This is a genomic window from Rhodoferax sp. (assembly GCF_034520025.1).
Lineage (GTDB): Bacteria > Pseudomonadota > Gammaproteobacteria > Burkholderiales > Burkholderiaceae_C > Allorhodoferax.
In genome coordinates this window covers 85,146-110,148 of the sequence record NZ_JAXHNZ010000002.1, presented here as the reverse complement: position 1 = coordinate 110,148, position 25,003 = coordinate 85,146, and the positions used below count along the sequence as shown (strand labels likewise).

Annotated in this window: 26 protein-coding genes; 8 read left to right on the top strand and 18 right to left on the bottom strand. The window is 59.5% G+C overall.

Annotated features, from left to right (window positions below):
* Nucleotides 1-110: 110 nt before the first annotated feature.
* The 6 genes from U5L73_RS08865 to U5L73_RS08840 are packed head-to-tail and all read left to right on the top strand — an operon-like array spanning nt 111 to nt 3,323.
* Nucleotides 111-1,157 (top strand): permease, encoded by a 1,047-nt coding sequence (locus tag U5L73_RS08865; RefSeq protein ID WP_322563476.1) that lies wholly within the window; start codon nt 111-113, stop codon nt 1,155-1,157.
* Nucleotides 1,158-1,202: 45 nt separating this feature from the next.
* Complete coding sequence (locus U5L73_RS08860) at nt 1,203-1,436, top strand: thioredoxin family protein (RefSeq protein WP_322562038.1); 234 nt, start codon at nt 1,203-1,205, stop codon at nt 1,434-1,436.
* 33 nt (nt 1,437-1,469) lie between these two features.
* Nucleotides 1,470-1,892, top strand: a complete 423-nt coding sequence (locus tag U5L73_RS08855) for an OsmC family protein (RefSeq protein WP_322562037.1) — start codon at nt 1,470-1,472, stop codon at nt 1,890-1,892.
* 22 nt (nt 1,893-1,914) lie between these two features.
* Nucleotides 1,915-2,856: a cation diffusion facilitator family transporter gene (locus U5L73_RS08850; RefSeq protein WP_322562036.1), complete on the top strand. Its 942-nt coding sequence runs from the start codon at nt 1,915-1,917 to the stop codon at nt 2,854-2,856.
* A complete protein-coding gene (locus U5L73_RS08845; protein ID WP_322562035.1) occupies nt 2,837-3,211 on the top strand; it encodes a hypothetical protein in 375 nt (124 codons plus the stop codon). The genes U5L73_RS08850 and U5L73_RS08845 overlap by 20 nt, the downstream gene beginning before the upstream one ends.
* Nucleotides 3,174-3,323, top strand: coding sequence for a hypothetical protein (locus tag U5L73_RS08840; protein ID WP_322562034.1), 150 nt, complete (start codon nt 3,174-3,176; stop codon nt 3,321-3,323). Before U5L73_RS08845 ends, U5L73_RS08840 begins: the two co-directional genes overlap by 38 nt.
* Nucleotides 3,324-3,345: 22 nt before the next feature.
* Here the strand turns inward: U5L73_RS08840 and U5L73_RS08835 are convergent, their stop codons facing one another.
* Complete coding sequence (locus tag U5L73_RS08835; RefSeq protein WP_322562033.1) at nt 3,346-4,827, bottom strand: SulP family inorganic anion transporter; 1,482 nt, start codon at nt 4,825-4,827, stop codon at nt 3,346-3,348.
* A 297-nt stretch (nt 4,828-5,124) separates the two neighbouring features.
* On the opposite strand from U5L73_RS08835, the gene arsA reads away from it, so the two are divergent.
* Nucleotides 5,125-6,888, top strand: coding sequence for an arsenical pump-driving ATPase (arsA, locus tag U5L73_RS08830; RefSeq protein ID WP_322562032.1), 1,764 nt, complete (start codon nt 5,125-5,127; stop codon nt 6,886-6,888).
* A gap of 41 nt (nt 6,889-6,929) precedes the next feature.
* Here arsA and U5L73_RS08825 read toward each other — a convergent pair whose 3' ends face one another.
* The 8 genes from U5L73_RS08825 to U5L73_RS08790 form a co-directional block, all read right to left on the bottom strand.
* Nucleotides 6,930-7,316 carry a hypothetical protein gene (locus U5L73_RS08825; RefSeq protein WP_322562031.1) on the bottom strand — a complete coding sequence of 129 codons (387 nt, stop codon included), beginning with the start codon at nt 7,314-7,316 and terminating at the stop codon, nt 6,930-6,932.
* 27 nt (nt 7,317-7,343) lie between these two features.
* Nucleotides 7,344-7,619: a hypothetical protein gene (locus tag U5L73_RS08820; protein ID WP_322562030.1), complete on the bottom strand. Its 276-nt coding sequence runs from the start codon at nt 7,617-7,619 to the stop codon at nt 7,344-7,346.
* A 32-nt stretch (nt 7,620-7,651) separates the two neighbouring features.
* Complete coding sequence (locus U5L73_RS08815) at nt 7,652-8,152, bottom strand: GNAT family N-acetyltransferase (RefSeq protein ID WP_322562029.1); 501 nt, start codon at nt 8,150-8,152, stop codon at nt 7,652-7,654.
* 4 nt (nt 8,153-8,156) lie between these two features.
* Nucleotides 8,157-9,488 (bottom strand): phosphoglucosamine mutase, encoded by a 1,332-nt coding sequence (glmM, locus tag U5L73_RS08810; RefSeq protein WP_322562028.1) that lies wholly within the window; start codon nt 9,486-9,488, stop codon nt 8,157-8,159.
* A gap of 85 nt (nt 9,489-9,573) precedes the next feature.
* Nucleotides 9,574-10,473 carry a dihydropteroate synthase gene (gene folP, locus U5L73_RS08805; protein ID WP_322562027.1) on the bottom strand — a complete coding sequence of 300 codons (900 nt, stop codon included), beginning with the start codon at nt 10,471-10,473 and terminating at the stop codon, nt 9,574-9,576.
* Nucleotides 10,474-10,542: 69 nt separating this feature from the next.
* Nucleotides 10,543-11,909 (bottom strand): IS3 family transposase gene (locus U5L73_RS08800; protein ID WP_322560488.1). Its coding sequence is split into 2 segments (ribosomal slippage): nt 10,543-11,420 and nt 11,420-11,909, totalling 1,368 coding nucleotides; the frame shifts between segments, so codons are not numbered across the junction.
* Nucleotides 11,910-11,993: 84 nt separating this feature from the next.
* On the bottom strand, nt 11,994-13,904 hold the full coding sequence (ftsH, locus tag U5L73_RS08795; RefSeq protein ID WP_322562026.1) for an ATP-dependent zinc metalloprotease FtsH: 1,911 nt from the start codon (nt 13,902-13,904) through the stop codon (nt 11,994-11,996).
* A 132-nt stretch (nt 13,905-14,036) separates the two neighbouring features.
* Nucleotides 14,037-14,723 (bottom strand): RlmE family RNA methyltransferase, encoded by a 687-nt coding sequence (locus U5L73_RS08790; protein ID WP_313876258.1) that lies wholly within the window; start codon nt 14,721-14,723, stop codon nt 14,037-14,039.
* 18 nt (nt 14,724-14,741) lie between these two features.
* On the opposite strand from U5L73_RS08790, the gene U5L73_RS08785 reads away from it, so the two are divergent.
* Nucleotides 14,742-15,215: a YhbY family RNA-binding protein gene (locus U5L73_RS08785; RefSeq protein ID WP_322562025.1), complete on the top strand. Its 474-nt coding sequence runs from the start codon at nt 14,742-14,744 to the stop codon at nt 15,213-15,215.
* Nucleotides 15,216-15,260: 45 nt separating this feature from the next.
* Here the strand turns inward: U5L73_RS08785 and U5L73_RS08780 are convergent, their stop codons facing one another.
* The 9 genes from U5L73_RS08780 to lpxA all read right to left on the bottom strand — a co-directional run bounded on the left by U5L73_RS08780 (nt 15,261) and on the right by lpxA (nt 24,994).
* Complete coding sequence (locus U5L73_RS08780; protein ID WP_322562024.1) at nt 15,261-15,701, bottom strand: DUF4149 domain-containing protein; 441 nt, start codon at nt 15,699-15,701, stop codon at nt 15,261-15,263.
* Nucleotides 15,701-16,177: a transcription elongation factor GreA gene (gene greA / locus U5L73_RS08775; RefSeq protein WP_313875802.1), complete on the bottom strand. Its 477-nt coding sequence runs from the start codon at nt 16,175-16,177 to the stop codon at nt 15,701-15,703. Before greA ends, U5L73_RS08780 begins: the two co-directional genes overlap by 1 nt.
* A 109-nt stretch (nt 16,178-16,286) precedes the next feature.
* Complete coding sequence (gene carB / locus U5L73_RS08770) at nt 16,287-19,541, bottom strand: carbamoyl-phosphate synthase large subunit (protein ID WP_322562023.1); 3,255 nt, start codon at nt 19,539-19,541, stop codon at nt 16,287-16,289.
* Between the two features lie 51 nt (nt 19,542-19,592).
* On the bottom strand, nt 19,593-20,261 hold the full coding sequence (gene leuE / locus U5L73_RS08765) for a leucine efflux protein LeuE (protein ID WP_322562022.1): 669 nt from the start codon (nt 20,259-20,261) through the stop codon (nt 19,593-19,595).
* A 5-nt stretch (nt 20,262-20,266) separates the two neighbouring features.
* Nucleotides 20,267-21,436: a glutamine-hydrolyzing carbamoyl-phosphate synthase small subunit gene (gene carA / locus U5L73_RS08760; RefSeq protein ID WP_322562021.1), complete on the bottom strand. Its 1,170-nt coding sequence runs from the start codon at nt 21,434-21,436 to the stop codon at nt 20,267-20,269.
* Nucleotides 21,437-21,617: 181 nt separating this feature from the next.
* On the bottom strand, nt 21,618-22,388 hold the full coding sequence (locus tag U5L73_RS08755; protein WP_322562020.1) for an RNA methyltransferase: 771 nt from the start codon (nt 22,386-22,388) through the stop codon (nt 21,618-21,620).
* 6 nt (nt 22,389-22,394) lie between these two features.
* Nucleotides 22,395-22,946, bottom strand: a complete 552-nt coding sequence (gene rnhB / locus U5L73_RS08750) for a ribonuclease HII (RefSeq protein WP_416221328.1) — start codon at nt 22,944-22,946, stop codon at nt 22,395-22,397.
* A gap of 55 nt (nt 22,947-23,001) precedes the next feature.
* Entirely contained in the window at nt 23,002-24,177 is a 1,176-nt protein-coding gene (lpxB, locus tag U5L73_RS08745) for a lipid-A-disaccharide synthase (protein WP_322562018.1), read from the bottom strand.
* Nucleotides 24,178-24,199: 22 nt separating this feature from the next.
* A complete protein-coding gene (lpxA, locus tag U5L73_RS08740; protein WP_322562017.1) occupies nt 24,200-24,994 on the bottom strand; it encodes an acyl-ACP--UDP-N-acetylglucosamine O-acyltransferase in 795 nt (264 codons plus the stop codon).
* Between the last annotated feature and the right edge of the window lie 9 nt (nt 24,995-25,003).

The window sequence follows — 25,003 nt, the reverse complement described above, 5'->3', positions numbered from 1 at the left end:
TGATAGCTGCTCGCGCTTATTCAACGGAGGCCACAGCCACTTTTGGCACTAAATTGCACATTTCCCAGAGATTCGTGCGTCTTTTGGGCGGCGGCGGCGTCTTCACAGGCATGAACACCTTCATTGCCCCGCAAAAGCCCTGGCCCTTACGCCAGCCGCTTGCCTTTCTCGTTGTAGCCGCCCTTGTCTGGATCGGCCTGTACCAACTGCTGATACCGGCCTCAGAGGCACTGGTCGCCACCCTGCCGGTAGACCGCGCCAGCCACCTGGGCGGCGCGCTGCAATTCTTCTTCTACGACACGCCCAAAGTGCTGATGCTGCTGACTGGCGTGGTGTTTGTCATGGGCATGGTCAACAGCTACTTCACGCCCGAGCGCACCCGTGCGCTGCTGGCCGGTCGCACTGAAGGTTTGGCCAACTTGATGGCGGCCAGCTTGGGCATCGTCACGCCGTTTTGCTCTTGCTCGGCCGTGCCGCTGTTCATTGGCTTTGTGCAAGCCGGTGTGCCGCTAGGCGTGACCTTCTCGTTTCTTATCTCCGCTCCCATGGTCAACGAGGTGGCGCTGGCACTGCTGTTTGGCATGTTTGGCTGGAAAGTCGCCCTGCTCTATTTGGGTCTGGGCCTGAGTGTCGCCATTGTTTCCGGCTGGATCATTGGCCGTCTGAAGATGGAAGACCACTTGGAAGACTGGGTACGCGATATGCCAAAAATGTCCGCCCAGTTTGAGGACACCGGCGTCACACTGGCAGGACGCATCGAGGGTGGCTTTGCCGCGGTGCGCGAGATTGTGGGCAAGGTCTGGCCTTACATCCTTGGCGGCATTGCGCTGGGCGCATTGATCCACGGCTATGTGCCAGAAGACTTTATGGCCAGCTTTATGGGCAAGGAAGCCTGGTGGTCGGTGCCGCTGGCGGTGCTGATGGGTGTGCCCATGTACACCAACGCAGCGGGTGTCATCCCCATCGTACAGGCACTGCTGGCCAAGGGCGCGGCGCTGGGCACGGTGCTGGCTTTCATGATGAGCGTAATTGCGCTATCGCTGCCCGAGATGATCATTCTGCGCAAGGTGCTCAAGATCCGGCTGATCGCCACTTTTGTGGCGGTGGTAGCCACTGGCATCTTGCTGGTCGGCTTTGTGTTTAACGCGGTGCTGTAAGCACCCTACTCATTTCTCCCTTTAACCAACCCCAAGGAAACCACCATGGACATCAAAGTACTCGGCACAGGCTGTGTCAACTGCAAAACCACCATCGCACTGATTGACCAGATCGCCAAAGAAAAAGGCGTCACAGTAAAGCTAGAGAAGGTAGAAGAACTGCGCGACATCATCGGCTACGGCGTCATGAGCACGCCCGGCGTGGTAGTCAACGGCAAGGTGGTGCACGCAGGTGGCGTGCCCAGCCGCGACAAGATTGCGCAGTGGTTCACCCCCTAGACTGTGGTGAACCGGCTGGCTCACTTCAACGAAATGCATAAGACTGACAAACAAAAATTGACCTTCACCGTCAAGGCCGAGCGCATCGACGCCCACGGCAGCCTAGCGCACTGCAAAGACAGCAGCATCACGCTCGACACCGACATGGCGGGCCGGCGCGATGCGTTCAACCCGGCCGAACTGTTGCTGGCGGCGCTGTCGGCCTGCATCATCAAAGGTATAGAACGCGTCACACCCATCCTGAAATTTGAACTGCGCGGGGTAGAGGTGCATGTGCACGGAGTGCGCCAGGATGTGCCGCCCAAGATGGAGTCCATCCGCTACGAAATCGTGGTCGACACCGATGAGTCGGACCAGCGGCTGAACCTGCTGCACGACAACGTCAAAAAGTATGGCACCGTGTTCAATACGGTTGCACCTGGCACCGATTTGGCGGGCGTACTGCGCCGCAAATAGTCCATTTTTTCAGGGAACCGCCATGAGCGCCGGACACGACCACGGGCACGGATCTGAAGATTCTCATGCCCCCGCAGAATTCAACCAGGCGTTTGCCATTGGCATCGCCCTCAACATCGCCTTCGTCGCCGTGGAGGCTTTCTATGGCTGGAAGATCAACTCGCTGGCGCTGCTGGCCGACGCAGGGCACAACCTGAGCGATGTGGCTGGGCTGGTGCTGGCGTGGGGCGGCGCCCTGGCGGGCAAGCTACACCCGGACGCTAGGCACACCTATGGCTGGAAACGCGCCTCGATACTCGCGGCGTTCATCAACGCCTTGCTGCTGTTGGTGGCCATGGGGTCGCTGGGCTGGGAGGCGATTGGCCGTCTGGGTTCGCCCGAGGCCACCGAGGGCTGGACCATCATCGCCGTGGCGGGCGTGGGCATTGTCATCAACACTGCCACCGCCCTACTCTTCATGCGCGGACGCAAGGGTGACCTCAACATTCGCGGTGCTTTCCTGCACATGGCGGCCGACGCCCTGGTCTCGCTGGGCGTGGTGATTGGCGGCGCGCTTTACCTGTGGCGGGGCTGGGCGTGGATCGACCCGGTAATGAGCCTGGCCATTGCGGTGATCATCGTGGCGGGAACGTGGAACCTGTTCAAGCAGTCCTTGCACCTGCTGTTCGACGGCGTACCCGAAAGTGTTGACCCGCTGGCGGTGCGGACATTCCTCCTGGACTTGCCCGGTGTCACCCAAGTCAGCGACTTGCACATTTGGGCCATGGGTACAACCGATATCGCACTGACGGCCCACCTAGTGATGCCGCAGGACCGAGGTGGGGATGACTTTTTGGCGTTGGCAACGACCCAGTTGCACGACCTGTTTGAAATCACCCATGTGACCTTGCAGATCAGCGGCAAAGCCTTGGGTACTCTTTGTGACCCATCCACTAACGAGCGCCATGACGAGCACCCCCACTAACACCACCGCCCTGGCCGACGCACTGAACCATGGCTGCCGCTGCCAGCCCCTGGATGCAGCGCAACTGCAGCGCGAACTGGTGCGCGATGCGGGCCTGCGCGATGTGGCGAGCACGCTGGCACAGACGCATCCGCACCAGGTCTCCCTGTTTCAGCGCCATGGCATGTGGGCCGTGGTGACGGACCCCGCCGGCCTGCAACTGCGCGACGGTGTGCTCTACAGCGGCGCTCTGCCCACAGACCTCGCGATTGGTGTGGGAGCAGATCCAGCAGGGCGACTGCATCGCCCAGGCGCTGGCACCGCCCCCGCTGCGCGCCATGCAGGTGGGCGATGCGGCCACCGATCTGAAGTTTGACCTGCGCGCCTACAGCGGCCAGACCACCCACTTTCGCACCGAGGGCGGCAGCTTTGCCCCGGTCATGTGGGTGCCGGATGCAAGCACCGAAAGCCCGCAGACCTGCGACTAGCACTGGGCCAAACGGCGCGCAGTCAATGCCCCATCAACATCTGATCTGCCTCATCCTTGTCATGGACACCAAATTTGTCCACCAAGGTCGCGCTGGCTGCATTGAGTCCCACAACTTCGACGACCAAGCCCTTGCGGCGGAACTTCATCACCACTTTGTCTAACGCACTCACTGCAGTGATGTCCCAAAAGTGCGCGTGCGTGAGGTCAATACGCACCTTGGCCAGCGCAGTATCAAAGTCAAAGGCATCAATAAAGCGGTCTGCGGAGGCGAAGAAAACTTGGCCGTAAATTGCGTAAGTGCGGGTGTGGCCGTCGTCATCTGTCTTGGCCTCAATCAACAGAATCTGCCCGATCTTGTGGGCAAAAAAGAAGCCGGACAGCAGCACGCCTGTGAGCACGCCACGGGCTAGGTCATGGGTGTACACCGTCACCGCTACGGTCGCCAGCATCACCACGCTGGAGCTTTTAGGATGCTCGCGCAGGTTTTTGAAAGAGGCCCAGTTGAAGGTGCCGATGGACACCATGATCATGACCGCCACCAGCGCTGCCATGGGAATCTGCCTGACCCAGTCACCCAGAAACACAACCAAAATCAGCAGCACCACGCCCGCGACCAGGGTGGACAAACGCCCTCGTCCACCGGATTTCACGTTAATGACGGACTGGCCAATCATGGCGCAGCCCGCCATGCCACCAATAAAGCCGGTGGCGATGTTGGCTACGCCTTGGCCCACACATTCGCGGTTCTTGTTGCTCTTGGTGTCGGTCATGTCGTCCACGATGGTGGCGGTCATCAATGACTCCAACAGGCCCACCACCATCAGCGTGGCCGAATACGGCAGGATGATGCGCAGCGTTTCCCAATTCAGCGGCACATCAGGCATCAGGAATACCGGCAGGCTGTTGGGTAGCTCGCCCATGTCACCCACCGTACGAATGTCCAGACCCAAATAGATAGACACGCCGGTCAGCACCACGATGGTGACCAGCGGAGACGGCACTGCCTTGGTCAGGTGTGGCAAGCCATAAATGATGACCAAGCCTGCCGCTGTCATGGCGTAGACCTGCCAACCCACGTTGGTCAACTCGGGCAATTGCGCCATAAAGATCAGAATGGCCAGTGCGTTCACAAATCCGGTGACTACCGAGCGAGACACAAAGCGCATCAGTGCCCCCAACTGGACCCAGCCCGCCACGATCTGCAAAACGCCCGTGAGTACGGTAGCTGCCAGCAAGTATTGCAAGCCATACTCTTTGACCAAGGACGCGATGACCAAGGCCATGGCACCTGTGGCTGCAGAGATCATGCCGGGACGCCCGCCCGCAAAGGCGATGATGGTGGCAATCGAAAACGAAGCATAGAGGCCGACCTTGGGATCCACACCCGCAATGATGGAGAACGCTATGGCTTCAGGTATCAAGGCCAGTGCGACGACCAGACCGGCGAGTACGTCGTTGCGGATATTGAAAAACCAATGTTGTTTCAGGATTTGTAGATTCATATCAAGGAACGGGCGCCGCAGCAGGCACCCCTTCAAAAAGTTCGATGGCATGATTCCTGGGCCAATGGCAAAGGAATCACAAAAGTGGAAACGCAGGAGATAGCGCAGGCAAAAAACCTGGCGGATGTCAAACCGCCTTAGGGCGGCGTCACTGAATTGAAGTAGCCGCGTGGCAGGCTCGAGGCGCGGTAATCGATACCGGAATAAAAGGGCTTGCATGAACAGAACATGCGTTGAATTTTACGTGACGCCTCTGCTCACACCATAACTGTATTTGACTGCACCAAACGACCCACCATGAACCTGCTGCAACACCCCACCCGCCATCTGTTCTTCGCCGGCAAGGGCGGCGTGGGCAAAACCTCACTATCCACCGCCTGCGCCATTGCCCTGGCCGACAGCGGCAAGCAGGTGCTGCTGGTAAGCACCGATGCCGCCAGCAACTTGGACGAGATGCTGGGCATCACCCTGGCCAACACGCCGGTGCCTGTGCCCGGTGTGCCAGGCTTGTCGGTGCTCAACATCGACCCCGACAACGCGGCCCAAAGCTACCGCGCGCGGGTGCTGGCGCAGATGGACCCAGCCAGTACCGAGGCCGAGCGCAGCGAAGTGCAAGAGCAGTTGTCCGGCGCCTGCACCACCGAGATTGCCGCGTTTGACGAATTCGCCAACCTGCTCAGCGGCGACGCTGCAGGCTTTGACCATGTGGTGTTTGACACTGCGCCCACCGGTCATACCCTGCGCCTCTTGAGTCTGCCCAAGGCCTGGACCGGCTTTCTGGCGGATAACGACCGCGGCGCGTCTTGCCTGGGGCCGCACTCGGGCCTGAAGATGCAAGAGGCGCGTTTTGCCCAAGCGCTACAGACCTTGAGCGACCCGGCGCAAACCACCGTGGTGCTCGTCACGCGGCCGGATGTGGGTGCGATTGCCGAGGCCGCGCGCACCTCGCTGGAACTTAATGAACTGGGCCTTCACAACCAGCGACTGGCTATCAACGGCGTGTTTCATGCCAGCGTGGCGGGCGATGCGATCGCTACTGCTTTCGAAGCGCTGGGTGCCCAGGCATTGGCCGCGATGCCCGCGCACTTGCAGGCCTTGTCGCAAGACCGCATTGCCCTGCGGACGTTTGACACCGTGGGCCTGTCTGCTCTGCGCGCACTGCTGTCCACCAAAGAGCCACTAGCTCAGGTGCAACCGGCCGCGGTGCATGCAGGCATCCTCCCTACCCATACCCTGTCCGCACTCACCGATGCCCTGGCAGCACCGGGCCGCGGGCTCATCATGGTCATGGGCAAAGGCGGCGTGGGTAAAACCACCATTGCCGCTGCCATCGCCGCAGGGCTGATACAACGCGGTCACTCGGTGCACCTAAGCACCACCGACCCCGCCGACCACCTACAGGTCACAGTGGATGGCAGCCTGCCCGGTCTGAAAGTGGACCGCATAGACCCCAATGCAGAGACCGAGAAATACATCGCCAAGGTAATGACCGCCAAGTCACCCGGCTTGGATGCGGAGGGCATTGCCCTGCTGCGCGAAGACTTGCAGTCGCCCTGCACTGAAGAGGTGGCCGTGTTCCAAGCGTTTTCGCGCATCGTGAGTGAGGCGCGCAGTACCTTTGTAGTGCTGGACACCGCACCCACCGGCCACAGCTTGCTGCTGATGGACGCCACCGGCGCCTATCACCGCCAGATGCTGCGTGAGTACGGCGACGCTAACCCCGGCCGCTTGGTCACCCCGCTGATGCGTCTGCAAGACCCCAACCACACCAAGGTCGTGCTGGTCACGCTGCCCGAGATCACCCCGGTGTCGCAAGCGGCCGCGCTGCAGGACGACCTGCGACGCGCCAAAATTGAGCCCTACGCGTGGGTGATCAACAAGAGCATGGCCGCGGCCGGCACCCACGATCCGCTGCTGGCGGCACGACTGGCTGGAGAAGAAAAACAAATGGACCGGATTGCCCACGGGCTCTCACAGCACAGCTATGTCGTGCCCTGGATGGCCGAGCGCCCGGTAGGACTTGCTGCGCTGGGAGCGTTGACTACGCTATCAAAAGAGTAGCTGCTCGCGCATACTCCACGGGCGCCAGAGGCAGTTTCTATTCAAAACTTGGCAGCTACCTTGCGGAAACCCAGTCGCTTCAAGCGCAAAGCCGATGCACAAGCCAATGTGACGCCCAGCAGCACTTCCGCCCAGATCGTGAGGTTGGTTGCCAGCGTGTGCTCCGAGCACAGGCCCAGGGTGTAGTGCAACAGTCCGTCTGCGCCCAGCAAACCATAAGCCACCAACAAAACAGCTGCCGACCGAGACCAACCCAGGCGGCTGGCGATCAAGGACAGGCCACCCACTGCGGCTACTGCCAACCACGCCAGATACACCGACTCCCGCGTCATCCACACTGGCAAGCCAGGATAGAACGCGATGTATTCGGCGTTATGCGCAAAGTGCGTGAGGCTGGCGAGGGTGTAGAGGGCAAACAGTAAGTTCATGATTCCACGAAAATGCAGCCCCGGCCCTTAGTGGTCTTTGTTCGTGATGACCTTGTCGCCCCTGCGCGGCTTGCCCGCGCGGCCGGCTTTGGACCAGTCGTAGTCCTGCCCATCCGGGGTTTTGCCGTCCACCACGGCGTCCACCCCCTGCTTACCCACGTTCTGCGGGTTCTCGCTGGCCATGGTGACAAAGGTGTGACCGGCATCGCGCTTTTCTTTGGTGATTTGCAGGGCGTGCACCAAGTCTGCGGTTTCTACACCGTGGGATTGACCTTCGGTGTCGGTCCAGTAGATTTTGAACATGGGGATCCCTCGTCAGTACAGCGCTGGGCCGCTCAGTCCAGCCACTTTTGCATGAAGCCGGCCTGCCCCATGGCGGGGTCCAGCTCGTAGTAGGCAAAGCCCACGCGGCGATACAGCTTCTCGGCGCCGGTATTGCCCGAAAGCACTTCCAGCGTCAGCTTACAGGCGCCGCGCTCGCGTGCGATGGTCTCGGCCAGGGCCAACATCTGCTCACCGATGCGTTGACCTCGGTAGCCCGCCAACACCGCCACATCGTGCACATTGACCAGCGGTTTGCACTTGAAGGTGGAAAACCCTTCAATGCAATTAACCAAGCCCACAGGCACCGAATCGTCTACAGAGGCAAACGCCAACACGCTGTAGGCCTGCGGACGCGCGGCCAGCGAGGGCACCAAGTGCATTTTGGCAAAGTCGCTCAAGGGCTCGCCACCGCCCATGGGGTCGCTGGCATAGGCGTCCAGCAGCATGACCAAGGCGGCTGCATGCACCGGGTTGGCGTAATCCGCCTGCGTCAATCGAATGGCTGTGCTCATGGCCTCAGGCTTTCAAGGTGTCAGCAATGCGCTGCGCGCAACTTTGCGCCATGGTGGCATCGCGGGCCTCCACCATCACGCGCACCAAAGGCTCGGTGCCGCTTGCACGGATGAGCACACGGCCGCTATCGCCCAGTGCAGCTTCGGCGGCCTTGGTTTCTTCGGCCATGCGGATGTTGCTCTTCCAGTCCTGACCGGGGGTCAGGCGCACATTGATCAGGGTCTGGGGGAACAGGGTCACGCCGGCCAGCAACTCGGCCATGGTCTTGCCGCTGCGCGCGCAAGCTTGCAGCACCTGCAAGGCGGATACCAGTCCGTCGCCGGTGGTGTGCTTGTCCAGCGCGAGCAAGTGACCAGAGCCCTCGCCACCCAAGATCCATTGGTGTTTTTCCAACTCTTCCAGCACATAACGGTCACCCACCTTGGCGCGCACAAACTGCACGCCGCGGGACTTGAGGGCGACTTCGACTGCCATGTTGGTCATGAGCGTCCCCACCACGCCGGGCACATGCTCATCACGGCCCAAGCGGTCGTCGGCCATCAGGTACAGCAACTCGTCCCCGTTGTAGAGGCGGCCACCGGCATCCACCAGTTGCAGGCGGTCAGCGTCGCCGTCCAACGCAATGCCGAAGTCGGCCTTGTGCTCTTGGACCGCCTTCACCAGCGCTTCGGGGTGGGTGGCGCCCACACCTTTGTTGATGTTCAGGCCATCGGGGGCGCAGCCGATCGCAATCACTTCAGCACCCAACTCGTGGAACACCTTGGGTGCAATGTGATACGCCGCGCCGTGCGCTGCATCGACCACGAGCTTCATACCCTTCAGGGTCAGGTCGTTGGCAAAGGTGCTTTTGCAAAACTCGATGTAGCGGCCGGCAGCGTCTTCCAAGCGGCGGGTTTTGCCCAGACTGGCAGAGTCCACCCACACAGGTGGTTTCTCGAGTTCCGCCTCCACTGCCAGCTCCCAAGCGTCGGGCAACTTGCTGCCTTTGGCGTTAAAGAACTTGATGCCGTTGTCCGCAAACGGGTTGTGACTGGCACTGATGACCACACCCAAGGACGCGCGCTGGGCGCGGGTCAGGTAGGCCACCCCCGGCGTCGGCAGCGGGCCCAAGAGCACCACGTCCACCCCTGCTGAGTTAAATCCACTCTCCAGAGCACTCTCCAGCATGTAGCCGGAAATCCGGGTGTCCTTGCCAATGAGCACGGTCGGGCGCGCCTCGGTCTCCTTGAGCACATGGCCCACCGCATGCGCAAGGCGCAACACGAAATCGGGGGTGATGGGCGCTTGGCCCACTGTGCCTCGAATGCCGTCAGTGCCGAAATATCTTCTTCCCATAGGTTCTTTCTGTTGGTTTTGTAATTGATGAATCAGCCACCGGCATTTGCCTGTGAGGAATGCCAGTGAAAAATGAATGGACTAGCTATCGAGGTCCCGGGCTAGCGCATGGAACCTGCTCTGCCTGCATGGCAGCCAGCACCCGGAGTCCGCTGATGGTCTCGCGCACATCATGCACCCGCACCACATGCGCGCCGTTTTGGACTGCCAGCACCGCCGCCGTCACGCTGGGTGCGAGGCGCTGTTCGATACCAAGCCCTGCCCCCTGCGGCGAACCCGTTTGGGTCACCGCCACCAGTGACGATTTGCGCGACCAGCCCGCCAGCACCGCATAGCCTTGCGGCACGGCCTCCGCCTGGCGTGCGAGCAGTGAAAAATTCTGGGCTACTGTCTTGCCAAAGCCTATGCCCGGGTCCAGACAAATACGTGTCGAATCGACTCCCAGCCCTTTTAAATCAAGCGCGAGCTGCTGCAAAAATAAGAGCACCTGGGGAACGACATCACCCGCCATCGGCGCCACTTGCATGGTCTGCGGGTCGCGGTGCATGTGCATCAGGCACACCCCGCAGTTCGGGTGAGCCGCCACCACGTCTTGTCCGGTCTTGCCGCTCGCGTCACCACGCCAACGCAAAGCCCACACGTCGTTGATGATGTCTGCACCCAAGTCCAACGCCGCCTGCATCACCGCTGGCTTGTAGGTATCTACCGACACCGGGACACCCAAAGTGACTGCATGGCGGACGACCGGCAATACCCGGGCAAGCTCTTCCTCCAGGCTCACTGGTGGCGCGCCCGGGCGGGTGGACTCGCCGCCGATATCGAGAATATCCGCCCCATCCCGGAGCAACGCTTCGCAGTGCGCCATGGCTGCAGAGCTGGTGGCATGTTGACCCCCATCCGAAAACGAATCCGGGGTGACGTTGACAATCCCCATGACACGGGGACGGCTGAGGTCAATCGAAAAGCGGGAGGTCTGCCAATGCATAGAACACCATTATCCCCAATGAAAACAGGGCCCGAGTGAACTGACCCCAAGAAGTTGGACGGTTGGAAGCTAGGCGCCCAAGGCCTGGGTTCGGTACTCCACCGGGCTCAGGCCTTTTAGTTTGAGCTTAATACGCTGGTGGTTGTAGTAGTGGATGTAGCGGCCTAGTCCCTGTCGTAGCTGCTGGACGTTGTCGAATTTGTTGAGACGGAAGAACTCCGATTTCAGCGTGCCGAAGAAGCTCTCCATCGCTGCGTTGTCCAGGCAGTTACCCCTGCGGGACATGCTTTGCGTCAGGCCTCGCTCGAGTAGCCGCTGTCGGTAGGCCTCCATCTGGTACTGCCAGCCTTGATCTGAGTGCATCATCGGAGCCTCCTGCGCAGTGAGTCGCGACAGCGCCTTCTTGAGCATGTTTCCCACCAGCTGGAAGAGCGGACGCTCGTTCATTTCATACGCCACGATTTCTCCGTTGAACAGGTCCATCACGGGCGACAGGTACAGCTTCTCGCCGCGCACATTGAACTCGGTCACATCGGTCACCCATTTCTCGTTCGGACGCTCGGCCTCAAACCGACGATTGAGTAGGTTGGGCGTCGAGGCCATCTCGCCCCGATAGGAGCGATATTTCTTGGGTCGCACCAGCGACTTCAGGCCCAGGCTCTGCATCAGACGCTGCACCGTCTTGTGATTCACTATTTGGCCGCTGCGTCCGAGCTCGGCCGTGATGCGCCGATAGCCATAGCGCCCCTTGTGGCGTTCGTACACAGCTTGAATGCTGCCCTTTAATCCGGCGTATCGGTCGCCAGCCTGCAGCACCTTGGCTTGGTAGTAGAACGTGCTTCGCGACAGGCCTGCGGACTGCAGTAGTCGACGCAGCAGGAACTGTGGCCTCAGTTCGAGGACGGCTTGCACTTTTTCAGCGCAGCTTGCCGATTGGCTCGAACCAAGGCCTCCAACTTTTTTAGGTAGGCCACCTCCGTACGTAGTTGCTCGTTCTCCTCGTGCAACTCTTGCAGCGAGCGCTTGTCGTCCTTCTGCGCGGGGGCGGCTGGCGCGGATTTGGGCTTGGGGGACTTCATGGGAGGGCGGCCTCGGGGTTTGGGGTGGAGCGCTTGCAGGCCACCCTCATCGTACTGGCGCCGCCACAAACCCACGATGCCTCCACCGCCACGCACGTCAAAGAGCGTGGCCGCTTGCGTGTTCGACAACTCCCGAAGCTTGGCTTGGCGCAGTACGTTCAACTTGAACTCTGCGCTGTAGTAGCCCCCCGGCTTTCTGTGCAGTCCATTCAGACCATGGGCCTTATAGCGGTGCACCCAGTTCGCGATGCTGTTACGACCTATCCCGTACTGCTTGGCCAAAGCCTTGTGGCCCAGCGGTCCGTCCAGATACTTTTGAACAACTTCGAGCTTGAAGCTCTCACTGTGTTTCGTCATGAAAAACACCCCATCGGTTGGATTGATGTCCAACCTTTGGGGTGCAGTTCAGAGGGCCCTGTTTTTCACACAAACGCGATTTAGTTACGCCGCGTTTGGCGCTGGTTCCGTAGCAACTGCTGCTGCACCACCGCCACCGCCGCTGTTGGGCGGAGTGCGAGGGGTCCAGTCCTTCGGTGGACGGGGTTCGCGCCCGGCCATGATGTCGTCCAGCTGGTCGCTATCGATGGTTTCCCACTCCAACAACGCCTTGGCCATAGCGTGCATCTTGTCCTGGTTGTCTTCAATCAGCTTGCGTGCCAGGGTGTATTGCTGGTCGATGATGCGGCGCACCTCAGAGTCCACCTTTTGCATGGTCTGCTCGCTCATGCTGGTGGTCTTGGTGACGCTGCGACCCAGAAACACTTCGCCTTCGTTCTCGGCATACACCATCGGGCCCAAGGCGTCGGTCATACCGTAACGGGTCACCATGTCACGGGCGATCGAGGTAGCGCGCTCAAAGTCGTTCGACGCGCCGGTGGTCATTTGATTCATGAACACTTCTTCGGCAATACGGCCACCGAACAACATGCTGATTTGATTCAGCATGAATTCGCTGTCATACGAGTAGCGGTCTTGCGAGGGCAGGCTCATGGTCACACCCAAGGCCCGGCCGCGGGGAATGATGGTCACTTTGTGCACCGGATCGCATTTGGGCAGCATTTTGCCGATCAGGGCGTGGCCGGCTTCGTGGTAGGCCGTGTTCTTGCGCTCTTCCTCGGGCATGACCATGGACTTGCGCTCTGGCCCCATGATGATCTTGTCCTTGGCCTTCTCAAAGTCCTGCATTTCCACCAAACGCGCATTCCGGCGGGCTGCCATCAGGGCCGCTTCGTTGCACAAGTTAGCCAGATCCGCACCGCTCATGCCGGGAGTGCCACGAGCGATAACGCTGGCGCTGACGTCTTGGCCCAAGGGCACTTTGCGCATGTGCACGTTCAGGATCTGCTCACGACCACGAATATCGGGCAGTGTCACATACACCTGGCGGTCAAAACGGCCGGGGCGCAGCAAAGCAGCATCCAGAATGTCTGGGCGGTTGGTAGCCGCTACCACGATCACGCCGACATTGGTCTCAAAGCCGTCCATCTCAACCAGCATCTGGTTCAGGGTCTGTTCGCGCTCGTCGTTACCGCCGCCCAAGCCCGCACCGCGTTGGCGGCCTACAGCGTCAATTTCATCGATAAAGATGATGCAAGGCGCGTTCTTTTTGGCGTTCTCGAACATGTCGCGCACGCGGGATGCACCCACGCCCACGAACATTTCGACAAAGTCGGAACCGGAAATACTGAAGAACGGCACCTTGGCTTCGCCGGCGATCGACTTAGCCAAGAGCGTTTTACCGGTTCCCGGAGGGCCGACCAGCAGCAAACCGCGGGGAATACGACCACCTAGCTTCTGAAACTTGCTGGGGTCTTTCAAGAAGTCAACTACTTCCTTGACTTCTTCTTTGGCTTCGTCGCAACCTGCCACGTCGGCAAAGGTCACAGTGTTGGTGTTCTCGTCGAGCAAACGGGCTTTGCTCTTGCCGAAGCTGAACGCTCCGCCCTTGCCGCCACCTTGCATCTGGCGCATGAAGTACACCCACACGCCGATCAACAGCAGCATGGGGCCCCAGCTGACCAGCAAAGTCATAAGCAGGGAGCCTTCTTCGCGGGGCTTGACATCGAACTTGACGTTGTTGGCAATCAGATCGCCCACCAGGCCGCGGTCAAGATAAGTCGCAGTTGCGCGGACTTTGCGATCGTCAGAGGTGATGGCCAGAATTTCTGTGCCGCCCTGCCCCTCTTGGATGATGGCGCTTTTGATCTGGTTGTTGCGGACCTGCTCCAGGAAGTCGGAATAGCCGACCATGCCAGACGCAGAGGCGCGCGTGTCAAATTGCTTGAACACGGTGAACAGCACCAGGGCGATCACCAACCAAACTGCCACTTTAGAAAACCACTGATTATTCAAGCGAAGCTCCATTCAGGACGCGTGGGCCCTTGCCCCGCATACATGTAGATCATTTTAGGCCTTTCAAGGATGCCGCATGCTTTTTTGCTTGCGGACATCCATAGAAAGAGCATGGGTTTGATCAACTGAGTCTCAAAAGCCTTTCAGGCCCATCCCGATCAGGAAGGTTTCAGAAGACCGGTCCCTTGATGCTTTGGGTTTCAGAGGCTTCACGGTGACAAAAGCCTCCTTGAACTTTTGAACCACGGCGTTATAGCTCCCGCCATGGAACACTTTGGCGACGAGTGCGCCTTGGGGTTTCATGTGGTTTTGGGCAAATTCAATCGCCAGTTCAACGAGGTACTCGATACGGGCTGCGTCCGCAGATGAAATGCCCGACAGGTTGGGAGCCATGTCCGATACCACGAGATCCGCCTTGTGCCCGCCCAAGGCGGCTTCCAGCTGCGTCAAAGTCTCGGCTTCCCGGAAATCGCCTTGAATGAAGGTCACCCCTTCGATCGGCTCCATCGGAAGCAAATCCAAGCCGATCAAGGTGCCGTTCAGTGCCCCTGCCGCCGCACCCTGAGGCGACATACGCCGCCGCAAGTACTGGCTCCAAGCGCCCGGCGTGCACCCGAGGTCGACCACCAGCTGCCCCGGTTTGACCAGATGCAGGGTTTCATCAATCTCTTTGAGCTTGTAGGCTGCGCGAGCGCGGTAGCCCTCTTTGTTGGCCAATTTCACATAGGGGTCGTTAATATGGTCGTGCAACCACGCTTTATTGACCTTTTTGTTGCCGGCCTTGTTATCGGGCTTGTTACTTTTGCTCTGCGTTTTCATTGCGTTGATAATACCTACATGCCTCAAATCCAATTGACACCCGCTCAGCGCAAAGATCACCGCGCTGAAGCCCACCACCTTGACCCTGTTGTTATGGTCGGTGGCGATGGCCTGACTGCCAACGTAAAAAAAGAAATCGATGCCGCCTTGAATGCCCACGGACTGATCAAAGTCCGCGTGTTCTCGGACGACCGCGTAGCCCGCGACGAGATGTTCAAAACCCTAGCGGATGAGCTCAATGCTGCACCCATCCAGCACATCGGCAAATTGCTGGTGCTCTGGCGCCCCAAGGCCACCAAGGAAAAAGCGGTTGACGAAGACCGCATGCCCGGTCCACGGGACTTCAAGGTGTTGAAGTTGGGCCGTCCCGGCACCCGCCCTGAAGTCAAAACCTTGCGCGTTCTGGGCAACCAGCGCCTCACGCCCGGCGGCAATATCAAGCGCGCCAAGCCGAAGCCACAGACCAGCGTCAAAAAACGCAGCCAGACCTGATACCGAAAGAAAAACTGACAACCGGAGCCTCAAGCTCCGGTTTTTTTATACCTGCGCGTCCCGTGTATCGTTGCTGCTCGACAGTGCAGAGACCATTTGGCGCAAGACGACCAAGGCGCAAAGCCACTGGACCACAAACAGCCCAGTGCCCAACCGGTGCCACAGGGCAAGGTTCTCCCGAGCCACGATGCGCGGGGCAATCGCCAGTTCGACCATGAGTGCCAAGAGAATACCGCCCACTACAAAAAGCGTAGCAACCTGCGCAGACTCCACGGGCACCAGGCGCCGATTTGACCGAAATGCAATCAGCAACATCGCACCACAGGCCACGGAGATCCATGTCTGGGCGCTGAATAACTTAGCCGCCATTTGCCCGGCCATGGCGGGAGTGGGCAAGTGCACAAATAGCATGGGCACCACCAGCAAGCCCAACATGCTCAGGCTCATGGCCCACGCAGCCGCCAACCAGACAGGGAGTTGCAGCATCAGATGTAGTCGACGGCCACGACCTCGTAAGCACGCTCACCACCGGGTGCGAGTACTACTGCGGTGTCACCCACCTCTTTGCCGATTAAGGCACGGGCAATAGGGCTGCTGATGTTGATAAGGCCCTGCTTGAGGTCCGCCTCGTCTTCACCCACGATCTGGTACTTGACCTGCTGGCCACTTTCTTCATCTTCCAACTTCACGGTCGCACCGAAAACGACACGACCATCCGCCTGGATCGATGCGGGGTCAATCACCTGCGCGGCGGACAATTTGCCCTCCACTTCCTGGATACGACCTTCAATAAAGCCCTGGCGCTCTTTGGCAGCGTCGTAGTCGGCGTTTTCGCTCAAATCGCCTTGGGCACGGGCCTCAGCGATGGCTTGGATCACCGAAGGACGCTCCACGGTTTTGAGCTTGTGCAGTTCGGCTTTGAGCATTTCAGCGCCGCGCTTGGTAATGGGATAGGTTGCCATGGTGTCTCTAGCTAGGTTTTACAGAGCCTCAAAGTACAAGGACAGTGCGGCGCTTGCGCGCGGCACTGTCCTATACGGTTGGCACGATTATGCCAACGATTGGGGGCTTTTAGGCCAGGAGTTCTGCGTGCATCTCCTGCACAGAAATCACACCCAGGCTGTCGAGGTACTTCATGCCTTCGACGGCTGCTTCTGCACCGGCAATCGTGGTGTACGTGGTGACACGGGCCAGCAAGGCAGAGGTGCGGATCAGGCGAGAGTCTGCAATTGCATTGCGGCGCTCTTCCACCGTGTTCACCACCATCGAAATTTCTTCGTTTTTGATGGTGTCCACAATATGCGGGCGACCTTCGGTGACCTTGTTCACCACGCCACAGGCCACACCCGCGGCGTTGATAGCCGCTGCGGTGCCTTTAGTTGCCACGACTTCAAAGCCCAGGCCGACCAGCTTGCGCGCCACTTCCACCGCACGGGGCTTGTCCGCTTGTTTTACCGAGATAAACGCTTTGCCGCCGCGTGGAAGCTTGGCGCCTGCGCCGAGTTGGCTCTTCACAAAAGCTTCGCCAAAGGTCTTGCCCACGCCCATGACTTCGCCGGTGGACTTCATCTCAGGTCCGAGGATGGTGTCCACACCGGGGAACTTCACGAAGGGGAATACCGCTTCTTTGACGCTGAAGTAAGGCGGAGTCACTTCCTTGCTGATGCCTTGGCTTGCCAGTAACTGGCCGGCCATGCAGCGCGCAGCGACCTTGGCCAACTGAATGCCGGTGGCCTTGGAAACAAATGGCACGGTGCGGCTGGCGCGGGGGTTCACTTCCAGCACGTAGATGACATCCTTGCCGTCTACGTTTTGGATGGCGAATTGCACGTTCATCAAGCCGACCACATTCAGAGCACCCGCCATAGCCTTGGTCTGACGCTTGATCTCGGCGACCGTGTCCGCATGCAGACTGAAAGGCGGCAGCGAGCAGGCAGAGTCCCCGCTGTGCACGCCGGCTTGCTCAATGTGCTCCATCACACCACCAATGAAGGTGTCATCGGTGTTATCGCGAATGCAGTCCACATCGCACTCGATCGCATCGTTCAAGAAGCGATCAAGCAGAACAGGACTGTCGTTGCTGACCTTGACGGCCTCGCGCATGTAGCGCTCCAGGTCGCGCTGCTCGTGCACGATTTCCATCGCACGGCCACCCAACACATAGCTGGGGCGCACTACGAGGGGGTAACCCAAGGCAGCGGCCTTTTCCAGCGCCTCAGGCTCTGTGCGGGCGGTCGCGTTCGGCGGCTGACGCAGGTTCAGGGCGTGCAGCAGCTTTTGGAAGCGCTCACGATCTTCAGCTGCATCGATCATGTCAGGCGTGGTGCCAATGATGGGCACGCCGTTGGCCTCGAGGTCGAGCGCCAACTTCAAAGGCGTTTGGCCACCGTACTGCACGATCACGCCGACCGGCTTTTCTTTGTCGACAATTTCCAGCACGTCTTCGAGCGTCAGGGGTTCGAAGTACAGGCGGTCAGAGGTGTCGTAGTCGGTCGACACGGTCTCAGGGTTGCAGTTGACCATGATGGTCTCGTAGCCGTCTTCGCGCATGGCCAAGGCGGCGTGAACACAGCAGTAGTCGAATTCAATACCCTGGCCGATACGGTTGGGGCCACCGCCCAGCACCATGATCTTTTTCTTATCGGTTGGCGCAGCTTCGCACTCGGAGCCATCGGCCTCGTAGGTGGAATACATGTAAGCCGTGTTGGTCGCAAATTCGGCGGCGCACGTGTCCACGCGCTTGTAGACCGGACGCACACCCAGGGCGCGGCGCTTCTCACGTACCGCCTTGTCGGTGGTCTTGAACTGGCGCGCCAAGCGGCGGTCGGAGAAGCCTTTTTGCTTCAATGCGCGCAATGTGGGCGCATCGATCTTGTCCAGCGCAGAGCCGCTGGCGGGTTGGGGCAGGCGCTCGATTTCGAGCTCGAGCTTCACGATCTGCTCGATCTGCACCAAGAACCAAGGGTCGATTTTGGTCAGCGCAAACACTTCGTCCACGCTCATGCCTTGGGCGAACGCGTCACCCACGTACCAGATACGCTCGGGGCCGGGCTCGCCCAGCTCTTTTTCCAGCACTTCGCGGTCCTGGGTCTTCTCGTTCATGCCGTCCACACCCACTTCCAGGCCGCGCAAGGCTTTCTGGAAAGACTCCTGGAAGGTACGACCCATGGCCATCACCTCGCCCACACTCTTCATTTGGGTGGTCAAGCGGCTGTCGGCTGCGGGGAATTTTTCGAACGCGAAACGCGGAATCTTGGTGACCACGTAATCGATGGAAGGCTCGAACGACGCAGGGGTAGCACCACCGGTGATGTCGTTGCGCAGTTCGTCCAGAGTGAAGCCCACGGCCAGCTTGGCTGCGACCTTGGCAATCGGGAAACCTGTGGCTTTGGAGGCCAAAGCGGAAGAACGCGACACACGCGGGTTCATCTCGATAACGACCATGCGGCCGTCTTTGGGATTGATGGAGAACTGCACGTTAGAGCCGCCAGTGTCCACGCCAATTTCACGCAACACCGCCAAAGAGGCGTTACGCAGGATCTGATATTCCTTATCGGTCAGGGTCTGTGCTGGTGCAACAGTGATGGAGTCACCGGTGTGCACGCCCATAGGGTCCAAGTTTTCGATCGAGCACACGATGATGCAGTTGTCCGCCTTGTCGCGCACTACTTCCATCTCGTACTCTTTCCAGCCCAAAAGCGATTCTTCGATCAGCAGCTCGTTGGTGGGCGAGGCCTCTAAGCCGCGCTTGCAAATAGTCTCAAACTCCTCGGAGTTGTAGGCGATACCGCCGCCGGTGCCGCCCAAGGTGAAGCTGGGGCGGATCACAGTGGGAAAACCCAACGTCTTTTGCACGGCCCAGGCTTCGTCCATGCTGTGGGCAATGCCGGAGCGCGCAGAGCCCAAGCCGATCTTGGTCATGGCGTCCTTAAACTTCAAGCGGTCTTCCGCCTTGTCGATAGCCTCGGGCGTTGCACCGATCAGCTCAACCTTGTATTTGTCCAGCACGCCGTGGTGCCAAAGGTCCAGCGCACAGTTCAGCGCAGTCTGGCCACCCATGGTGGGCAGAATCGCGTCGGGCTTTTCCTTGGCGATGATTTTTTCGACCGTCTGCCAAGTGATGGGCTCGATATAGGTCACATCGGCGGTGGCAGGGTCGGTCATGATCGTCGCGGGGTTGCTGTTGATCAGAATGACTTTGTAGCCCTCTTCACGCAAAGCTTTACACGCTTGCACGCCGGAGTAGTCGAACTCACAGGCTTGCCCGATGATGATGGGACCGGCGCCGATGATGAGAATGCTTTTAATGTCGGTACGTTTTGGCATGGTGGACTCTTAGCTTTAGGGCTTTTTAGTTTTTAATCAAATCAATCGGATTCAGTTCAGGCTGGCTGTCGCCAGCTTGGCACCGAACCAGACAAACAGGCCGCCCACGGCACTGGACAGGGTGGCACTCAGCCGCTTGCGGCGGCTGAAACTCTGGGCCAGTCGGGCACCTGCAAAAATCAGGGCAGAAAGATACACAGCACTGAACACCATGATGATGGCGCTCAATATCAAGAAAGGCACTGCAGGCGTTTCGTAAGCGGGGTCGATGAACTGCACAAAAAACGACAGCAGAAAAAGAATCGCCTTGGGATTCAGCAGGCTGATGACCAACGCCCGCTTGAACGGCTGCTGCAAATGGGCCGCGGCCTCTGCCACAGCACCATCGGCAGCCGCTTGCATCGGCTGGTGGCTGCGCCACTTGCGGATCGCGGCGATCACCAGATTCACCCCGACCCAAGTGAGATACGCGGCACCGGCGTATTTCCCCACCATGAACAGCGCGGGATAAGTACGCAACAAACTCGCAGCGCCAAGCGCCGTGAGCAACAGCAATATGGTGTCGCCCACGAAAACGCCCATGGCGCCCTGATAACCGGCTTTGATGCCCCGCACGGTCGCGACTGACAAGACAAACAATGAGTTAGGCCCGGGCAACAAAATAATGCCCAAAGCGCCCACCACATAGGTCCAGAGGTCAGTCACGCCGTAGAAAGTCATGGTGCTTAGGCTGCTTTCTTTTCCATCTCGCGAATGAAGCGGTCAAACAGGTACCCGATGTCGTGCGGACCTGGAGAGGCCTCGGGGTGCCCTTGGAAACAGAATGCTGGTTTGTCGGTGCGCTCCAAGCCTTGCAAGGTTCCGTCAAACAGGCTGACGTGGGTGGCACGCAGGTTGGCAGGCAGGGTTTTTTCATCCACCGCAAAACCGTGGTTTTGACTGGTGATAGAGACTTGCCCGCTATCAATGTCTTTGACCGGATGGTTAGCGCCATGGTGACCAAACTTCATCTTGAAGGTTTTGGCACCGCTGGCCAACGCCATGATCTGGTGGCCCAAGCAGATACCGAAGGTCGGCGTGCCGGTTTCGATCAACTCTTTGGCTGCTGCGATCGCGTAGTCGCAAGGCTCCGGATCACCGGGGCCGTTGGACAGGAAAATGCCGTTGGGGTTGAGTTTGAGCACATCGGCTGCTGGCGTTTGCGCCGGCACGACCGTGACCTTGCAACCCCGCTGGGCCAACATACGCAGAATGTTTTTCTTGACGCCAAAGTCGTAGGCCACCACATGGAATTTGGGGGCGGTTTGCTGGCCATAGCCTTGGCCCAGCGTCCACTCGGCTTCGGTCCAGCCATAGCTCACTTGGCTGGAGACCACTTTGGCCAAATCCAAGCCAGCCATGCTGGGCGCGCCTTTGGCCGCAGCGACGGCTTTTTCGATGGCCTCTTTGGTGACCGATTCGCCGGCCGCCAGCGCCATGATACAGCCGTTTTGCGCACCCTGGGTGCGCAGTTGACGGGTCAACTGACGGGTATCGATATTGGCAATCGCCACCGTACCCTCTGCCACCAAGTACTCGGTCAGCGTCTGGGTCTTGCGGAAGTTGCTGGCCACCAGGGGCAGGTCTTTGATGATCAAACCCGCCGCAAAGACTTTGTGGGACTCCACGTCTTCGGGGTTGACACCGGAGTTGCCGATGTGGGGGTAAGTGAGGGTGACGATCTGCTGGCAGTAGCTAGGATCCGTGAGGATTTCCTGATAGCCGGTCATGGAGGTGTTAAACACAACCTCGCCGACCGTGGAGCCTGCGGCCCCAATGGAATTGCCAACATAGACCGTGCCGTCTGCGAGCGCCAGGATGGCGGGTGGGGTAGTTCCCTTGAGAGACAAAAGCACTGGTTTCTCCGAATGTTTTACGGGTACGCCCAAACGCGCTCAAGACAGGCTCTTGGCGGGTGCCGCGCAGGAGGTGAGTCCTTGCGGATGCTTTTTACGAGGGAATGTGCAGAGTTGCGCTTGGGACGGCTGTTTTCTGGAAAGCCTCTGAGTATAACCGAGGGCAAACCCGAATTCAGTTTCAGGCAAGCTTCAAACTGCTGGCATGCAGGCAAATGGCTGCTGCTGCAGCCACATTGAGAGACTCCTCGCCCCCCGGCTGGCCAATGCGGGCAAACACGCTGGCGCGCGCCATCAGAGCCTCAGAAACGCCCTGCCCTTCATGCCCCATGGCCCAAGCACAGGGATGCGGCAAATCAAGGCGCTGCACCAAATCCCCTTGGTGTGAGCTGGTCACCACCAAGGGCACACGCAGGGAATCCAAGGCTGCCAATTCCAAGCCTTCGTGCAATTGGAGTCCGAAATGCGCACCCATGCCAGCACGCAAAACTTTGGGGCTCCATAAAGCGGCCGCCCCTTTGAGCGCCAACACTTGGCGAAAGCCGAATGCGCCCGCGCTCCGCAAGATGGAGCCCACATTACCGGCGTCTTGCACCCGGTCGAGGATGACGGTAGCGGCATCGGGGTCTATCACGGCAGCGGCCGGCAAATCGACCACAAAGCTAACACGGGCCGGCGACTCCAAGCCACTGATTTCGCGGAACAGCCCATCCGGAATCACTACGATTTTGATAGCTGCTCGCGCATATTCGACGGGGGCTAGAGGCCAAAATGACTCAGAAGCCACCAACACTGCAGGCTTCACACCACGGGTCAAGGCGGCTCCGCACAGGTGGTCTCCCTCGATCCAGAATCGCCCGGCTTTGCGATAGGTGGTGTTGTCGGTGCTGAGTTTGCGCAATTCTTTAAGAAGTGCGTTCTCACGGGAGCTAATGAATACAGGTTCGGTCATAGCGGTTTACAGCACCAGGGTGACCGGCGCAAAAGTTTTACGGTGCGCGGGACACGCACCATGGGCCTCAAGAGCGGCAAGATGCACCGCAGTCCCGTACCCTTTATGGGCGGCGAAACCGTACTGGGGATACTGTGCGTCCAGCTCAGCGCACCAACGGTCACGGGTCACTTTGGCGAGGATGGAGGCGGCTGAAATCGCGGGCACAGTTGCATCCCCCTTCACAATCGCTTCAGCCAACACGTCAAGGACCGGCAAGCGGTTGCCATCGACCAGCACTTTGGCAGGCTTCAAGCGCAAGCCCTCTACCGCTCGGCGCATGGCCAGCAAGGTGGCTTGCAGGATATTGATTTCATCGATCTCCTCGACGGAGGCCTGTGCAATCGAGCAGCACAGCGCCTTGGCGCGGATTTCGTCAAACAGCTTTTCGCGGCGCGCTGCGGTCAGTTTTTTGGAGTCATTCAACCCCGCGATAGGACGCAAGTCGTCCAGGATAACGGCAGCAGCGACCACGGGCCCTGCCAGCGGACCGCGGCCGGCCTCATCCACACCCGCCATAAGCCCGGGGAGGTCCCAACTGAAGGCTACTTGCTGCACCCCGGGCACAGCAACTTTAGCTTTGGAGGACTTTTTGGATGGCATCGGTCGCAAGGGCGGCGGTGTCACGCCGCAATTCAGTGTGCAGCGTGTGGAAAGTGGATTGGAGGGCCGCTATTTTGGCAGGCTCGCTGCGGGCTGCGTCCAGCCACTGCAGCGTGGCCTGCGCCAATGCAGCCGGGGTTGCGTCGTCTTGCAGGAGCTCTGGCACCACGAAATCCCGGCACAAAATATTGGGCAGACCCACCCATGGCTGCAGGCGTTTGCGCCGCATGATTTGCCACGACAACCAGGACATGTGGTAGCCGATCACCATGGGCCGCTTGAACAGAGCGGCCTCGAGGGTGGCGGTACCGCTGGCAATCAAGGTGACGTCGCATGCAGCCAGCGCGATGTGGCTCTGACCGGTCAACAACTGCAAGCGGCTGCCGATGCCGCTGCGCTCTGCAATAGCTGTGATTTCAGGTAATAAGCCGGGTACCGCAGGTACTATGAATTTAATAGCAGCTCGCGCATTCAGCATAAGGGCCGCAGCTTTAAAGAACCGCAAGGCGAGGTGGCGGATCTCGGATTGACGGCTACCCGGCAAGATAGCCACCACCTCATCTTCCGGCAGCAAACCCAAGGCGTGTCGTGCGGCGGCCTTGTCAGGCTCCATGGGAATGACGTTCGCCAGCGGGTGCCCCACATAGGTAGATGCTATGCCGTGGGACGCCAACAGTGCAGGCTCGAACGGAAAGATGCACAGCACATGGTCTGTGCTCTGGCGCAGCTTTTCCACCCGCTCCGGCCGCCAGGCCCAGATCGAGGGACAAACGAAATGCACCGTTTTGACACCGTGCTGTTTGAGCCGGGCTTCGAGGGCCAGGTTGAAATCGGGGGCATCGACACCGATGAATACATCCGGCTTGTCCGCCAGCAATCGATCACCCAAAGCTGCACGAAACCCCACGATCTCGCGGTAGCGCCGCAGCAACTCCCAGCTGAATCCGTGTACCGCCAACTTGTGGTGCGGCCACCAGGCGTCGAAGCCTTGCTTAGCCATCTGCGGGCCACCAATTCCACTCGACGTGGCGTCAGGCCAGCGCGCACGCATGCCGGCAAGCAGCAGGCCTGCTAGCAGATCGCCGGAAGCCTCGCCCGCGACGAGCGCGAGGGATGGCTCTGAACCGGGGGACGCACTCCTCGCCATGGCCATCCAGCAAAAAACGCGCTCAGCGCACGATACCGCGCTGCGCGGACACGCCAGCGAGGAAGGTGTTCATCATGGCGACGTCAGGGGCCGTTTCAGGGCGTTCTGCGGCCATGAGCGCAATACGTTCCTTGGCGTGCTCTAGCGTGAGGTCATCGCGGTAGAGCGCTTTGTGGATCGCTTTGATCCCGGAGATACGCTCCGGTGTCCAACCCCGGCGGCGCAAACCTTCAAAGTTCATCGAACGCGCCGCGGCCGGTTGCCCTTGGCACATTACGAAAGGCGGCAAATCGGCAAACAACAACGAGCACATAGCGCTCATGCTATGAGCACCCAAACGCACAAACTGGTGGACCACGGTAAACCCGCCCAAGATGACCCAATCGTCTACGTGCACATGACCTGCCAGCTGGGAGTTGTTGGCGAAGATCACGTGATTGCCCACCGCACAGTCGTGCGCAAGGTGCACATAGGCCATGATCCAGTTGTCATTGCCCACGCGGGTCACACCGGCATCACCCGGAGAACCGATATTGAAGGTGCAGAACTCGCGAATCGTGTTGCGGTCACCGATCACCAGTTCGCAAGGCTCACCCGCATATTTCTTGTCTTGCGGTATCGCGCCCAAGGAATTGAACTGGAAGATCCGGTTGTCCTGCCCGATCGTGGTGTGCCCCTCAATCACGCAATGCGGGCCGACCGTCGTGCCAGCACCAATACGCACATGCGGTCCGATGACGGTGTAGGGACCTACCGTCACCGAACTATCGAGCTCAGCACCGGTCGAAACGATGGCAGTGGGATGTACGTTTGACACGTCAGGCCC